This is a genomic window from Shinella sp. S4-D37, from assembly GCF_040812195.1.
In the GTDB taxonomy this organism is placed as follows: Bacteria; Pseudomonadota; Alphaproteobacteria; order Rhizobiales; family Rhizobiaceae; genus Shinella.
In genome coordinates this window covers 2,217,282-2,231,707 of sequence record NZ_JBFNXL010000005.1, presented here as the reverse complement: position 1 = coordinate 2,231,707, position 14,426 = coordinate 2,217,282, and the positions used below count along the sequence as shown (strand labels likewise).

Below are 14,426 nucleotides of genomic sequence, written 5' to 3'. Positions count from 1 at the left end.
TTTCTGCCGGAAGCGGGGCCTTTTTGCTGACAAGCCTCGCCCCACGCGGCACCCGCGGCTGTGGATGGTCGGCTCGAAGGCCGACCATGACGGAGGAGAGGTTTCCGGAACTGGTTGGCGGTCTGGCGGGCCGGGCCATCCCTGTCGCTTTTATCGCATAAGCCGCATTGAAATGGCGCAAACCGTGGAGCGGATATTGCCCTTGCCATGCGAGGACGGTAAACACCGTGCCACTTGACCCTAAGGAGCCTCGAGGATGAGCAATTCTTCCGCTACCGACGTTTTCTTCACGCGTTCCCTTGTCGATACCGATCCGGAGATTTTCGGCTCGATCCAGAAGGAGCTCGGTCGCCAGCGCCATGAAATCGAACTGATCGCCTCTGAAAATATCGTTTCGCGCGCCGTGCTCGAAGCCCAGGGCTCGATCATGACGAACAAATATGCCGAGGGCTATCCGGGCAAGCGCTATTACGGCGGCTGCCAGTTCGTCGACATTGCCGAGGAACTCGCCATCGAGCGCGCCAAAAAGCTGTTCGGCGTCAACTTCGCCAACGTGCAGCCGAATTCCGGCTCGCAGATGAACCAGGCCGTCTTCCTCGCGCTGCTCCAGCCGGGCGACACCTTCATGGGCCTCGACCTCAATTCGGGCGGCCACCTGACGCACGGTTCGCCGGTCAACATGTCCGGCAAGTGGTTCAATGTCGTCTCCTACGGCGTGCGGGAAGAAGATCACCTGCTCGATATGGACGACGTCGCCGAGAAGGCGCGCAAGAACAAGCCGAAGCTCATCATCGCCGGCGGCACCGCCTATTCCCGCATCTGGGACTGGAAGCGTTTCCGCGAGATCGCCGATGAGGTCGGCGCCTACCTCATGGTCGACATGGCGCACATCGCCGGCCTCGTCGCCGGCGGCCAGCACCCGTCGCCCTTCCCGCATTGCCATGTCGCCACCACCACCACGCACAAGTCGCTGCGCGGCCCGCGCGGCGGCATCGTGCTGACGAACGAGGAAGACATCGCCAAGAAGATCAACTCGGCCGTCTTCCCGGGCCTGCAGGGCGGCCCGCTGATGCACATCATCGCCGCCAAGGCCGTCGCCTTCGGCGAGGCGCTGCAGCCGGAGTTCCAGGACTACGCCGCGCAGATCGTCAAGAACGCCAAGACGCTCGCCGAGACGCTGAAGGCCGGCGGCCTCGACATCGTTTCGGGCGGCACCGACAACCACCTGATGCTCGTCGACCTGCGCAAGAAGAACGCCACCGGCAAGCGCGCCGAAGCCGCGCTCGGCCGCGCCTATGTCACCTGCAACAAGAACGGCATCCCGTTCGACCCCGAAAAGCCCTTCGTCACCTCGGGTGTGCGCCTCGGCACGCCGGCCGGCACGACGCGCGGCTTCAAGGAAGCCGAGTTCAAGGAGATCGGCAACCTGATCGTCGAGGTTCTCGACGGCCTGAAGGTCGCCAATTCGGACGACGGCAATGCCGCGGTGGAAGCCGCCGTTCGGGAAAAGGTCGTCAAGCTGACGGACCGCTTCCCGATGTACACCTATATGTAAGGAGCCCAGATGCGCTGCCCCTATTGCGGTTCGGAAGATTCGCAGGTGAAGGATTCCCGTCCGGCAGAGGACGGGGCCGCCATTCGCCGCCGGCGCATCTGCCCGGATTGCGGCGGTCGCTTCACGACCTTCGAACGGGTGCAGTTGCGGGAACTGATGGTCGCCAAGAAGACGGGCCGCAAGGCCCCCTTCGACCGCGACAAGCTGCTTCGCTCCTTCGAGATCGCGCTTCGCAAGCGGCCCGTCGATCGGGATCGCATCGAACGCGCGGTCTCAGGGATCGTCCGCCGGCTCGAAAGCTCCGGCGAGACGGAAATCTCCTCCGAGGAGATCGGGCTCCAGGTGCTGGAGGCCTTGAAGGCGCTCGATGACGTCGGCTTCGTGCGCTACGCCTCGGTCTATCGCGACTTCTCCCATGTCGACGATTTCGAGAAGATCCTTTCCGAGGTCGCCGCCAAGATCGCCCGCGATCCGGGCGCCGACGGTTGAGAATGTCCGGCGCGGCGACAGGCGATGCACGCTTCATGGCAGCGGCCATCCGCCTCTGCCGCCGCCATCTCGGCCTGACGGCCGCCAATCCCTCCGTCGCCTGCCTCATCGTCAAGGACGGCGTGGTCCTTGCCGCCGCCGTCACCGCGCGCGGCGGCCGGCCGCATGCCGAAACGCAGGCGCTGGCGGACGCCGGCGAAGCCGCGCGCGGCGCCACGGCCTATGTGACGCTCGAACCCTGCTCGCATCACGGCAAGACGCCGCCCTGCGCCGATGCGCTGATCGCCGCGGGCGTCGCGCGCGTCGTCGTCTCGGTGACGGACCCGGACGAGCGTGTGGCGGGCAGGGGGCTTTCGATGCTGCGCGATGCCGGCATCGTGGTCGAGACGGGCGTGCTGGAGGCGGAAGGCCGGCAAGCGCTTGCCGCCTATCTCACCCGCCAGACGAAGAAGCGGCCCCATGTGACTTTGAAACTTGCCGTTTCCGCCGACGGCATGCTCGGCCGCCTCGGCGCGGGGCAGGTCGCCATCACCGGCCCGGTCTCGCGCGGCCAGGTGCATGTGCTGCGCGCCGAGACGGATGCGATCCTGATCGGCATCGGCACGGCGATGGCCGACGACCCTGAACTGACCTGCCGCCTGCCGGGGCTCGAAGCCCGCTCGCCGGTGCGCATCGTGCTCGACCCGCGGCTGGAACTGCCGCCGGCTTCGAAGCTGGCGCGGACGGCGAAGGACGTGCCGGTCGTCGTGGTGACGTCGAAGGGTGCGGAAGCGCCCCCCTCTGACCTGCCATCCGCCAACGCCCGCGACCTCGAAGCCGCCGGCGTCGAGATCCTGACCTGCGACCCGCGCCGGCTCGATGACCTGCTGGTGGCGCTGGCGACGCGCGGCATTTCCTCGCTGCTCGTCGAGGGCGGCGCGCGCACCGCGCGCTCCTTCCTCGATGCCGGCCTCGTCGACCGCATCCTGCTGTTCGAGGGGGCCGGCACCATTGGCAAGGACGGGGTCGCATCCCCATCTGTGCCGGGGCGCGTGCCGGATGGGTTTTCGCTCCGGAACACGGCGCGCCTTGGCGCGGACAGTTGGCACGAATACGAAAGAGACGATTGATGTTTACCGGCATTGTCACGGATATCGGAACGGTCGAGGCGGTCGAGCCCATGAACGAGGGGGTGCGCCTGCGCGTGCGTACGGCCTACGACCCCGCCACCATCGACATGGGCGCCTCCATCGCCCATTCGGGCACCTGCCTCACCGTCACGGCGCTGCCGGAAGAGGGGGCGAACGGCCGCTGGTTCGAGGTCGAGGCCTGGGAGGAGGCGCTGCGCCTGACGACGATCGCGACCTGGACGCCCGGCACCCGCATCAATCTCGAACGCTCCCTGAAGATCGGCGACGAACTCGGCGGCCATATCGTCTCAGGCCATGTCGACGGCAAGGCGGAGATCCTCTCCGTTGCGGCGGAGGGCGACGCGACGCGCTTCCGCATCCGCGCGCCGGAAGGCCTGGAGCGCTTCGTCGCGCCGAAGGGCTCCGTCGCGCTCGACGGCACCTCGCTCACCGTCAATGCCGTGGACGGCGCCGTCTTCGACGTGCTCCTCATCCGCCACACGCTGGAGGTCACCACCTGGGGCGAGCGCAAGGCGGGCGACTTCGTCAATTTCGAGGTCGACACCATGGCGCGCTATGCGGCGCGGCTTGCGGAGTTCCCGGCACCGAAGGCGTGACGGCGGCGTGACACGCGCAAAATTCCGTCGCGGATCGGCACAGCCGCGCGCGGCGGCCCGTCTTTAAGGTAACGATATCGATACTTCTTGGTCTCTAGTGTGCGCGCACCGGATCGCTGGAGACCGTCGTCACATGGCGCCTGACTACCCAACCCTTCTGCTGGCGATCGGGCTGGCGGGCTTCTGCCTGTCGGCCACGCTGTTCGCCTCGTGGATGTCCGCCCGTGTCGAGCGCTTCCTGCTCTGCTGGTCCATCGGCATCGGCTGCATCGTGCCGGCCGTGGCCGTCTATAGCCTCTATATCGACCGGGTGAGCGTCGCGGTCGGCTGCCTTGCCTTCCTGCTACATTTCCTCGGCTTTGCCTTCATCTACGGCGCGGCCTACCGGTTCCGCACCGGCCGGCGCGCACGCCGGCGCATAGCGGCCGTCTTCACGGCCTGCCTTGCCGTTGCGCTTCCGCCGCTGGTGGCCGGTTACGACGGCATCGCCTTCATCGCGCTCAACCTGCTCATCGCCGGCTGCCTTGGCGCGACGGCCCTGGAATACTGGCGCGGCCGGGCGGAGGCGCCGCTGCCGCTGACCGGCATCGTCATCCTCTATCTGCTGACCGCCGTCTCCTTCCTGCTGTGCGCCGGCGTGCTCCTCCATGACGGCCGGTGGGTGATGGGCCATGCGCCGGACAACTGGGCGGAAAACCTCAACCTGGTCGCCGCGATCATGGGCATCACCGGCATCGGCGCCATGTCGCTCGCGCTCAACCAGTGGCGCATCGCCGGCAGCCACCAGAGGGCGGCCATGACCGACGCGCTGACCGGCCTGTTCAACCGCCGTGCCCTCTTCGACCGCTACGGGGCGCTTCCGGTCGAGGAACACCATGCGGCGATCGCCTTCGACCTCGACAATTTCAAGGCGATCAACGACCGGCACGGCCATGCGGCAGGCGACGCCGTGCTGATGGTCTTCGCCGATGTCCTGCGCGATACCTGCGGGGCGGCGGCCTACCTTGCCCGCCTCGGCGGCGAGGAATTCGTCGTCGTCCTGGAGCGCACCCCGCCGGACCGAGCCCAGCGCATCGCCGAGCGAGTCCGCGAGGATTTCGCCGCCAAGCTCATCCCGACGGGCGGCCGGTCGATCACCTGCACCGTCAGCGCCGGCATCGCCTTTGCCGGCGAAAACGGCACGAGCTTCGATTCCCTCCTCAGCAATGCCGACAAGGCGCTTTACACCTCCAAGCGCAACGGCCGGAACCGGGTGTCTCTCGCCGCCTGAGCGGGCCTCAGGCGCCGGGCTCGCCCTCCCAGTAGTCGACGTCCTCACCCGTGCGGCCGATGGTGCGGAACTCCGTCCGCCCGCCCGCGGCAAGGCGCGACTTGGCGAGGAACTTTCCGGAATCCGGATATTCGCAGATCTCCGTCGCCGCCATGGACGAGATGGACAGGTATTTCAGCGGCACGGTGCCGGTATTGACGATCTGGTGCGCCGTTTCCGGCCCGCCGGCCGGCGCGCCCAGCACGTCGCCGGGGCCGACGAGATGCCGCGCGCTGCCATAACGGTAGGTGCCGTGGCCCTCCAGGATGACGAAGAGCTCGTCCTCGACATGGTGGCTGTGGAAGGGACAGCCGGATTTTCCGGGCGGCACCTCGCCATAGCCGATGCCGAGGTCCTTCAGGCCGAGGCGCGCGCCGAACGACGCGTCGCGGGATTCGTAGAGCGTGCCCTGCGTCCAGTGCTCCAGCGCGAGCCTGGCGATATTGACGATCGGCGGTTCCTGCGCGTCCATGCCTGCTCCTCCGCGGCTCTTGACATATTGTTCTCTTTTTGTTCCATTGTGTCAATCCGGTTCGTGCGATGCGGCTCCTGCCGGGGCGCCGAAATCGCCGCAGGGGGTGGAAAATGCTTGCCAAGCTCCGTCCGTCGTGGTTTGACCGCCGCCTCTGCCCGCTGATGCGTGGCCTGCCTCCAATGTTCAGGTGATTTATGGCCAACACCGATAATCCCCATCTTCTCATCGTCGAGGCGCGCTTCTACGACGACATGGCCGACGCGATGCTCGACGGCGCCAGGCACGCGCTCGATGCCGCCGGCGCGACCTACGACGTCGTGACCGTCATGGGCGCGCTGGAAATCCCCGCGGCCATCTCCATGGCCCTCGACGGCATGGAAAATGCCGGCACCTGGTATGACGGCTTCGTCGCGCTCGGCATGGTCATTCGCGGCGAGACCTACCATTTCGACATCGTCGCCAACGAATCGAGCCGCGCCCTGATGGACCTGTCCGTCAGCGAGGCCCTGCCGATCGGCAACGGCATCCTGACCGTCGAGAACGACGCGCAGGCCTGGGCGCGCGCCCGCCGCTCGGAAGGCGACAAGGGCGGCTTTGCCGCCCGCGCGGCGCTCACCATGATCGATCTGAAGAAGAAACTGGGCGGCGAACAGTGACGACGGACAGGGATCAGCAGCCGGTGAAGCCGGCCAACCAGCGCGGCGCGGCGCGTCTTGCCGCCGTGCAGGCGCTCTACCAGATGGATATCGGCGGCACCGGCGTCTTGGAAGTCGTCGCCGAATACGAGGCGCATCGCCTCGGCCAGGAAGTCGACGGCGATACCTACCTCAAGGCGGACGCCTCCTGGTTCCGCTCGATCGTCGCGGGCGTGGTGCGCGACCAGCGCCTGCTCGACCCGATGATCGGCGCCGCCCTGCAGGACGACTGGGCGCTGTCCAGGGTCGATTCCACCGTGCGCGCCATCCTGCGCGCCGGCACCTTCGAGCTGAAGGAGCGCAAGGACGTGCCGGTCGCCGTGATCGTCACGGAATATGTCGAGATCGCCAAGGCGTTCTTCGAGGACGAGGAGCCGAAGCTGGTGAACGCGGTGCTCGACCGCATCGCCAAGCAGCTTCGGCCGGACACACGCAAGTAAGACACGGCGAGTAAAACGGTAGGCGGCATGAGCACGGGCACGGTCGAAGGTCTTGAACGGGAACTTTCGGCCGCGCGCCGCAACGTGTTCCTCCTGATGATCGCACAGGCCCTGCTTGCCTCGGCCGGGCCGATCGTCTTTTCCGTCGGCGGCCTTGCCGGCTACAACCTGCTCGGCGCGGACAAGTCGCTCGCCACCGCCCCGCTGACCGGCTTCAATGTCGGCGTGGCGCTCGGCGCCGTGCTCGTCGCCATCGCGGCCCGCATGCTCGGCCGCACCTACGGCTTCATCGTCGGCGCGCTGATCGGCGCGGGCGGCGGGCTCGTCGCCGCCATCGCGCTGTTCCGCGGCGATTTCTGGCTCTTCGCCCTCGGCTTCGTGCTGGTCGGCATTTCCAGCGGTTTCGCCCAGAAGATCCGCTTCGCCGCAGCCGATGCCTCGCCGTCCTTCTACAAGCCGCGCGCCATTTCCTGGATTCTCGCCGGCGGCGTCATCTCCGCCGTGCTCGGCCCGCAGGTCGTCATCCTCACCAAGGACCTGTTCGAGCCGGTGCTGTTTGCCGGCGCCTTCGTGGCGCTGGCCCCGCTCTGCCTTGCCGCGATCGGGCTCTTCCTGTTCCTGCGCCTGCCGGACCACAAGGCGGCGGCCGTGGCGACGGGCGAGGCGGCGCGGCCGCTCGGCGAGATCGTGCTGACCCAGCGCTTCCTCACCGGCATGGTCTGCGGCATCTCCTCCTACGCGCTGATGACCTTCATGATGACCGGCGCGCCGCTCGCCATGGTCATCGGCTGCGGCTTCTCGCCGGAGCTGGCGACGCTCGGCATCCAGTGGCATGTGCTCGCCATGTTCGCGCCGAGCTTCTTCACGGGCATGCTGATCCAGCGCTTCGGCACGGAGAAGGTGGTCGCCGCGGGCCTCATCATCCTCATGGCCTGCGCGGCGGTCGCCCATGCCGGCATCGCGCTGTGGAATTTCTGGGGCGCGCTGATCCTGCTCGGCATCGGCTGGAACTTCGGCTTCATCGGCGCCACCGCCATCGTCGCCTCCAGCTACAAGCCGCACGAGGCCGACAAGGTGCAGGGCTTCCACGACATCATCCTGTTCGGCACGGTGGCGCTCGCCTCGTTTTCCTCCGGCAAGGTGTTCAACGCCTATGGCTGGCAGACGATCAACCTGATGTTCTGGCCGATCACCGGGGTGAGCCTCGTTCTCGTTCTTCTCCTGCTTTTGCGCAGCCGCCGCCAGGCCGCCTGAGCCCGGCCGTCGACCGACGCCGAAAAATCCAGCGTAGCGCGTCGCTTGCCGCATTGCGGCGGCTTGACGCAACCGATTCGCAAACGCACTCTGGCCTCGCGCCGGCCCCGTCTTGTGAGGAGGCAAACGGGAGCGGGCGCATATCGGCTGCGGGGAGAGGACCCCGCCGCCTTCAAGGAGGACAGAGCGAAATGACCATATTGTTGGGCGTTATCGCATGCGGGTTGCTCTCGGTGGTTTATGCCATCTGGGCGACACGGTCGGTGCTTGCCGCCGATCAGGGGAATGCCCGCATGCAGGAAATTGCAGGCTATATCCGGGAAGGGGCGCAGGCCTATCTCACCCGGCAGTACAAGACCATTGCCATCGTCGGGGTCGTCGTTTTCGTCGGCACCTGGCTGCTGCTTTCCGCAACGGCCGCCATCGGGTTCCTGATCGGCGCCGTTCTCTCCGGTGTCGCCGGTTTCATCGGCATGCATGTGTCCGTCCGCGCCAATGTGCGCACGGCGCAGGCCGCATCCGTCAGCCTGTCCTCCGGCCTCGACATCGCCTTCAAGTCGGGCGCGATCACCGGCATGCTGGTCGCCGGCCTCGCGCTGCTCGGCGTGTCGATCTACTATTGGGTCCTCACCGGGCTGCTCGGTCAGGAGCCGGCCTCGCGTGAGGTCATCGACGCGCTCGTCGCGCTCGGCTTCGGCGCCTCGCTGATCTCCATCTTCGCCCGTCTCGGCGGCGGCATCTTCACCAAGGGCGCGGATGTCGGCGGCGACCTCGTCGGCAAGGTGGAAGCCGGCATTCCGGAAGACGATCCGCGCAACCCGGCCACCATCGCCGACAATGTCGGCGACAATGTCGGCGATTGCGCCGGCATGGCGGCCGACCTGTTCGAGACCTATGCGGTGACCGTCGTCGCCACCATGGTTCTCGCGGCGATCTTCTTCGCCGGCACGCCGGTTCTCGGCACCGCCATGATCTATCCGCTGGCCATCTGCGGCGCTTGCATCATCACCTCGATCATCGGCACCTTCTTCGTCAAGCTCGGCTCGAACGGCTCGATCATGGGCGCCCTCTACCGGGGCCTCATCGTCACGGGCGCGTTGTCGATCCTCGGCCTTGCGGCCGCCACGTCGGTCACCGTCGGCTGGGGTGTCGTCGGCACCGTCGCCGGCAAGGAGATCACCGGCACGAACCTCTTCATCTGCGGCCTGCTCGGCCTCGTGGTGACGGCGCTCATCGTGGTGATCACCGAATATTATACCGGCACCAACAAGCGCCCGGTGAACTCGATCGCCCAGGCATCGGTCACCGGCCACGGCACGAACGTCATCCAGGGCCTCGCGGTCTCGCTGGAATCGACGGCGCTGCCGGCCATCGTCATCGTCGGCGGCATCATTTCCACCTACCAGCTGGCCGGCCTGTTCGGCACCGGCATCGCGGTTACCGGCATGCTCGGCATTGCCGGCATGATCGTGGCGCTCGATGCCTTCGGCCCGGTCACCGACAATGCCGGCGGCATCGCCGAAATGTCGCACCTGCCGCCGGAAGTGCGCAAGTCGACCGACGCGCTCGACGCCGTCGGCAACACGACCAAGGCCGTAACCAAGGGTTACGCGATCGGTTCGGCGGGCCTCGGCGCGCTGGTGCTCTTCGCCGCCTATTCGAACGACCTCGCCTATTTCGCGGCAAACGGCGACAAATATCCGTATTTCGCGGATATGGGGCCGGTCTCCTTCGACCTCTCCAACCCCTATGTCGTCGCCGGCCTGATCTTCGGCGGTCTCATCCCGTACCTCTTCGGCGGCATTGCGATGACCGCCGTCGGCCGTGCGGCTGGCGCCATCGTCGAGGAAGTGCGCAGGCAGTTCCGCGAGAAGCCCGGCATCATGGCCGGCACCGAACGGCCGGACTATGGCCGCGCGGTGGACCTTCTCACCAAGGCGGCGATCCGCGAGATGATCGTGCCCTCGCTGCTGCCGGTGCTGGCGCCGCTCGTCGTCTATTTCGGCGTGCTGCTGATCTCCGGCTCCAAGGCCTCGGCCTTTGCGGCGCTCGGCGCCTCGCTGCTCGGCGTCATCGTCAACGGCCTCTTCGTGGCCATCTCCATGACCTCCGGTGGCGGGGCATGGGACAATGCCAAGAAGAGCTTCGAAGACGGTTTCGTCGACAAGGACGGCCAGCGCCACATGAAGGGCTCGGAGGCCCACAAGGCCTCCGTTACCGGCGACACCGTCGGCGACCCCTACAAGGACACGGCAGGCCCGGCGGTCAACCCGGCGATCAAGATCACCAATATCGTGGCGCTCCTGCTGCTGGCCGTTCTCGCCTGACGGGCAGCGCCGTCCGGCGACCAAAAAGAAACCGCGGGGAGCGATCCCCGCGGTTTCGTATTTTCAGGGACGGGCGAAGGCGCCTTATTTCGGGCCGCCGCCGCCGAAGATGTTCTGGATCGCCGCGCCCGGCGCACCGCCGGTGCCGCGCAGGAGCTGGCCGAGGAAGGTGAGCTCGACGCCGCCGGTCGGCGTGACGCGCGAGATCATGTCGAAGACGCGGCCGTCCTTCAGCGTGTAATGCGCGAGGCGCTCGACGACGCCTTCCTTGTCGAAATAGATGGCGAGGACGCTCTGCTCGACGACCTTCGGCTTCATGAAGGCGACGGGGCGCTTGCGGGTCTGCGAAACGTAGTAGAAGACCTCGTTGTCGAAGGTCGCGGTGGCGGACGGCGAGCCGAGCGAGAGCAGCACCTGCTCGCGCGAGGAGCCGACCGGCGCCAGCGCCAGCGTTTCCTGGTCGACGACGTAACCCTGGTGCAGCACTTCGCCGGGACCCTGGCAGCCTGCGAGAACGGACGAGGAAAGCGCGATGGCAATGGCGGCGTTACGCAACAGCTTCATGTTCAGAGCATCTCTCTTCAACAACATCCCCGGGACTGTGATGGCCGCGCAGCCATTGCAATTCATGCCTGCTTCGGTAAACCAGCTTCGAGCGTCATGCAACATGACTTGCGACGGCTCCATGGTTTGAATCGGGCAAAACTAGGCTTTATGATGATTTTCGGCCTGTTCGGCAAAAAAAACGGCAACCGGCGTATCGTCGAAAAGCAGTACGCGACGCTGACGACGGCGGCGCGCCATCCCTATCTCTATGAAGTGCTTGATGTTCCCGACACGGTGATGGGCCGTTTCGAGATGCTCTCGGCCATGCTGATCCTCTACTTCCGGCGCACCCGCGCAAGCGGCACGTCCGGCCAGGAGATCGCCCAGGAGATCGTCGACGCCTTCTTCGAGGACGTGGATCATTCGATTCGCGAGCTCGGCGTCGGCGATGTCGGCGTGCCCAAGCGCATGAAGAAGTTCGCCGGCATGTTCTACGGCCGGCTGGAATCCTACGCTGCGGCGCTCGATACCGGCGACCGGGACGGCCTTGCCACCGCCCTCCGGCGCAACATCCACCCGGAGGCCGGGGAGGATGCGCCGTCGATGGCCGACCTCGCCCACTATCTCTTCACGGCCGAAAAGGCGATGATTGCCGTCGGCGAGGACGAGATCCGGGTCGGCGCGCTCACCGTCGCGGAGCCGGAGCGCAGGGACACGCCGCCTGAGGGCGGCCAAAAGGGAATAGAATGAAGACAGACGACGACACGCCCTTCTCCTATCCGGTCAAGGTGGGGCACATTTCCGCCAATCCGGTCGAGGTGACGATCCGCGCCGATGCCGAGGAGTGCGCGGGCCTTGCCAGGATCTGGTCCGTGCTGGAGGTGAAGGCGCTTTCCGCCACCTTCCAGCTCCAGCGCTGGAAGCGCGACGGCGTGCGCCTCAAGGGCCGCGTCACGGCGGATATCGTGCAGGCCTGCGTCGTCACGCTGGATCCCGTCGAGGCGCATATCGACGAGCCGGTCGAGGTGGTCTTCGTGCCCGAGGGCTCCAAGCTGGCACGGCTTCCGGTCGCAAGCGAGACCGGCGAGATGCTGCTCGATCCCGACGGGCCGGATGCGCCGGAGATCTTCACGGGCGACACGGTCGATGCCGGCGTGGTTGCGGCCGAACATGTCGCACTCGCCATCGACCCCTATCCGCGCAAGTCCGGCGTGGGCTTTTCCGGTCACATCGAGAGCACCGGCAAGGACGACAGAAAACCGTCGCCTTTCGCCGTTCTGAAGGACTGGAAAAAAGACTGAACGTCTCCTGCGACGCCCGATAATTCAGTTGTGCCCCCGGCGAAAAGCGGTATTTTGACCGGATTCCGCCGCGGCAGCCCTCTGTCCCTGGAAAACAAGAATTAAGGCAAGACACGCGTGGTCAGAATTTCCGTCGATGTCATGGGTGGCGATTTCGGCCCCAAGGTCGCTATCCCGGGCGCAGCCAAGGCTCTCGAGCGCCATCCCGACATTCGTTTCGTGCTCTTCGGCAATGCCGCCGAATGCGAGCCGCTGCTGGCGCAGCATCCCAAGCTGAAAGCCGCCAGCATCTTCCACCACTGCGATGTCGCCGTCGCCATGGATGAGAAGCCGAGCCAGGCGCTACGCCGCGGCCGCGGCAAATCCTCCATGTGGCAGGCGATCGATGCCGTCGCCAAGGCCGAGGCCGACGTCGCCGTTTCCGCCGGCAATACCGGCGCGCTGATGGCCATGTCGAAATTCTGCCTGCGCATGATGGCCAATATCGAGCGCCCGGCGATCGCCGGCATCTGGCCGACGCTCAAGGGCGAGAGCATCGTGCTCGATATCGGCGCGACGATCGGCGCGGATGCGAACCAGCTCTTCGATTTCGCGCTGATGGGCGGCGCCATGGCGCGGGCCCTGTTCGGGATCGATAAGCCGACGCTGGGTCTGCTCAATGTCGGCGTCGAGGAGATCAAGGGCCAGGAAGAGGTGAAGGCCGCCGGCCAGCTCATCCGCGAGGCCAATTTCGACACGATTGACTATTACGGCTTCGTCGAAGGCGACGATATCGGTCGCGGTACGGTGGACGTGGTGGTCACGGAAGGTTTTGCCGGCAACATTGCGCTGAAGGCGGCGGAAGGCACGGCGCGGCAGATCGCCGAGTACCTGCGCGCCGCCATGTCGCGTACCTGGATGGCCAAGCTCGGCTATATCCTCGCCAAGAGCGCCTTCGACCGGGTGCGCGAGAAGATGGATCCGCGCAAGGTCAACGGCGGCGTGTTCCTCGGCCTCAACGGCATCGTCATCAAGAGCCATGGCGGCACGGACGCCGAGGGGTTTGCCGCGGCCGTCGACGTCGGCTACGACATGGCCCGCAACGGCCTGAAGGACAAGATCGAGAGAGATTTGCAGAAGTATCATGCCGGCCGCCCCGTCGAAGGTGCCGCCCAGGGCATGAGCGACGAGGTATAGAATGATTCGTTCAGTGGTCCGCGGCTTCGGAGCGGCGCTTCCGAAGCGGGTACTTACCAATGCCGAGCTGGAAAGCATGGTCGACACGTCCGACGACTGGATCGTGCAGCGCACCGGCATCCGCCAGCGCTACATCGCCGGCGAAGGCGAGACGACCGCATCGCTCGGCGAGGGCGCCGCGCGCGCCGCGCTCGACAAGGCGGGCCTGACGCCCGCGGACATCGACGTCATCATCGTCGCCACCTCGACGCCGGACAACACCTTCCCGGCGACCGCCGTCAACATCCAGAACCGCCTCGGCATGCACCATGGCTTCGCCTTCGACGTGCAGGCCGTCTGTTCCGGCTTCGTCTATGCGGTGACGACCGCCGACGCCTATATCCGCGGCGGCCTTGCCAGACGCGTGCTGGTCATCGGCGCGGAGACCTTCTCGCGCATCCTCGACTGGACCGACCGCACGACCTGCGTGCTTTTCGGCGACGGCGCCGGCGCCATCGTGCTGGAGGCCGCGGAAGGGGCGGGCACCAATCAGGACCGCGGCGTGCTGACGACGCAACTGCGCTCCGACGGCGCGCACCGCGAAAAACTCTTCGTCGACGGCGGCCCGTCCACCACGGGCACGGTCGGCCATCTGCGCATGGAAGGCCGCGAGGTCTTCAAGCATGCGGTCGGCATGATCACCGACGTGATCGTCTCGGCCTTCGATGCCACGGGCTTTGCGGCCGAGGACGTCGACTGGCTGGTGCCGCACCAGGCGAACAAGCGCATCATCGACGGCTCGGCCAAGAAGCTCGGCATTCCGCTCGAAAAGGTCGTCGTCACCGTCGACCTGCACGGCAATACCTCTGCCGCCTCGATCCCGCTGGCGCTGGCTGCGGCGGCCGGCGACGGGCGAATCAAGGACGGCGACCTCGTGCTGCTGGAGGCCATGGGCGGCGGCTTCACCTGGGGCGCGGTGCTGCTGCGCTGGTAGTCGCTTCCCCCTGGAAGACGGGCAACGGGCAGGCTCCGGCCGTCCCTTCGCCGGGGTAGAGCGCCGGTCGGGCGCCCTATCCCGCGTCCGGGCGCAGGGGCCGCTTGACCCGGGGGGGCAAGGACAATACTCTTCCGCCACTTAACCATAGGCTTTCAAT

Annotated in this window: 15 protein-coding genes; 13 read left to right on the top strand and 2 right to left on the bottom strand. The window is 66.5% G+C overall.

The window, feature by feature from the left end:
• Positions 1 to 256 precede the first annotated feature (256 nt).
• From glyA to AB3G45_RS18355, 5 genes are all read left to right on the top strand, one after another.
• Entirely contained in the window at positions 257 to 1,555 is a 1,299-nt protein-coding gene (glyA, locus tag AB3G45_RS18375) for a serine hydroxymethyltransferase (RefSeq protein ID WP_367831902.1), read from the top strand.
• Positions 1,556 to 1,564: 9 nt separating this feature from the next.
• Positions 1,565 to 2,044 (top strand): transcriptional regulator NrdR, encoded by a 480-nt coding sequence (gene nrdR / locus AB3G45_RS18370; RefSeq protein ID WP_023515610.1) that lies wholly within the window; start codon positions 1,565 to 1,567, stop codon positions 2,042 to 2,044.
• 2 nt (positions 2,045 to 2,046) lie between these two features.
• Entirely contained in the window at positions 2,047 to 3,153 is a 1,107-nt protein-coding gene (ribD, locus tag AB3G45_RS18365; protein ID WP_367831901.1) for a bifunctional diaminohydroxyphosphoribosylaminopyrimidine deaminase/5-amino-6-(5-phosphoribosylamino)uracil reductase RibD, read from the top strand.
• On the top strand, positions 3,153 to 3,770 hold the full coding sequence (locus AB3G45_RS18360; protein ID WP_367831900.1) for a riboflavin synthase: 618 nt from the start codon (positions 3,153 to 3,155) through the stop codon (positions 3,768 to 3,770). The genes ribD and AB3G45_RS18360 overlap by 1 nt, the downstream gene beginning before the upstream one ends.
• A gap of 133 nt (positions 3,771 to 3,903) precedes the next feature.
• On the top strand, positions 3,904 to 5,040 hold the full coding sequence (locus AB3G45_RS18355; RefSeq protein WP_367831899.1) for a GGDEF domain-containing protein: 1,137 nt from the start codon (positions 3,904 to 3,906) through the stop codon (positions 5,038 to 5,040).
• A 7-nt stretch (positions 5,041 to 5,047) separates the two neighbouring features.
• Here AB3G45_RS18355 and AB3G45_RS18350 read toward each other — a convergent pair whose 3' ends face one another.
• A complete protein-coding gene (locus tag AB3G45_RS18350) occupies positions 5,048 to 5,551 on the bottom strand; it encodes a cupin domain-containing protein (protein WP_367831898.1) in 504 nt (167 codons plus the stop codon).
• A gap of 197 nt (positions 5,552 to 5,748) precedes the next feature.
• Between AB3G45_RS18350 and ribH the strand changes: the two genes are divergently transcribed.
• The 4 genes from ribH to AB3G45_RS18330 all read left to right on the top strand — a co-directional run bounded on the left by ribH (position 5,749) and on the right by AB3G45_RS18330 (position 10,270).
• The gene (gene ribH / locus AB3G45_RS18345; protein ID WP_367831897.1) at positions 5,749 to 6,210 is read left to right on the top strand and encodes a 6,7-dimethyl-8-ribityllumazine synthase; all 462 of its coding nucleotides are present in this window, start codon (positions 5,749 to 5,751) and stop codon (positions 6,208 to 6,210) included.
• Complete coding sequence (nusB, locus tag AB3G45_RS18340) at positions 6,207 to 6,689, top strand: transcription antitermination factor NusB (RefSeq protein ID WP_367831896.1); 483 nt, start codon at positions 6,207 to 6,209, stop codon at positions 6,687 to 6,689. Before ribH ends, nusB begins: the two co-directional genes overlap by 4 nt.
• 27 nt (positions 6,690 to 6,716) lie before the next feature.
• Entirely contained in the window at positions 6,717 to 7,943 is a 1,227-nt protein-coding gene (locus tag AB3G45_RS18335; protein ID WP_367831895.1) for an MFS transporter, read from the top strand.
• A gap of 191 nt (positions 7,944 to 8,134) precedes the next feature.
• A complete protein-coding gene (locus AB3G45_RS18330) occupies positions 8,135 to 10,270 on the top strand; it encodes a sodium-translocating pyrophosphatase (RefSeq protein ID WP_367831894.1) in 2,136 nt (711 codons plus the stop codon).
• 84 nt (positions 10,271 to 10,354) lie between these two features.
• Here AB3G45_RS18330 and AB3G45_RS18325 read toward each other — a convergent pair whose 3' ends face one another.
• On the bottom strand, positions 10,355 to 10,861 hold the full coding sequence (locus tag AB3G45_RS18325; RefSeq protein WP_367831893.1) for an outer membrane protein assembly factor BamE: 507 nt from the start codon (positions 10,859 to 10,861) through the stop codon (positions 10,355 to 10,357).
• A 126-nt stretch (positions 10,862 to 10,987) separates the two neighbouring features.
• Here AB3G45_RS18325 and AB3G45_RS18320 point away from each other — a divergent pair, with 126 nt between their 5' ends.
• The 4 genes from AB3G45_RS18320 (at position 10,988) to AB3G45_RS18305 (ending at position 14,266) form a co-directional block, all read left to right on the top strand.
• Positions 10,988 to 11,566 carry a ubiquinol-cytochrome C chaperone family protein gene (locus AB3G45_RS18320; protein WP_367833619.1) on the top strand — a complete coding sequence of 193 codons (579 nt, stop codon included), beginning with the start codon at positions 10,988 to 10,990 and terminating at the stop codon, positions 11,564 to 11,566.
• Positions 11,563 to 12,117, top strand: a complete 555-nt coding sequence (locus tag AB3G45_RS18315) for a DUF177 domain-containing protein (protein WP_367831892.1) — start codon at positions 11,563 to 11,565, stop codon at positions 12,115 to 12,117. Before AB3G45_RS18320 ends, AB3G45_RS18315 begins: the two co-directional genes overlap by 4 nt.
• Positions 12,118 to 12,234: 117 nt before the next feature.
• A complete protein-coding gene (gene plsX / locus AB3G45_RS18310; RefSeq protein WP_367831891.1) occupies positions 12,235 to 13,293 on the top strand; it encodes a phosphate acyltransferase PlsX in 1,059 nt (352 codons plus the stop codon).
• A gap of 1 nt (position 13,294) precedes the next feature.
• Positions 13,295 to 14,266: a beta-ketoacyl-ACP synthase III gene (locus tag AB3G45_RS18305; RefSeq protein ID WP_367831890.1), complete on the top strand. Its 972-nt coding sequence runs from the start codon at positions 13,295 to 13,297 to the stop codon at positions 14,264 to 14,266.
• The last annotated feature ends 160 nt before the right edge of the window (positions 14,267 to 14,426 follow it).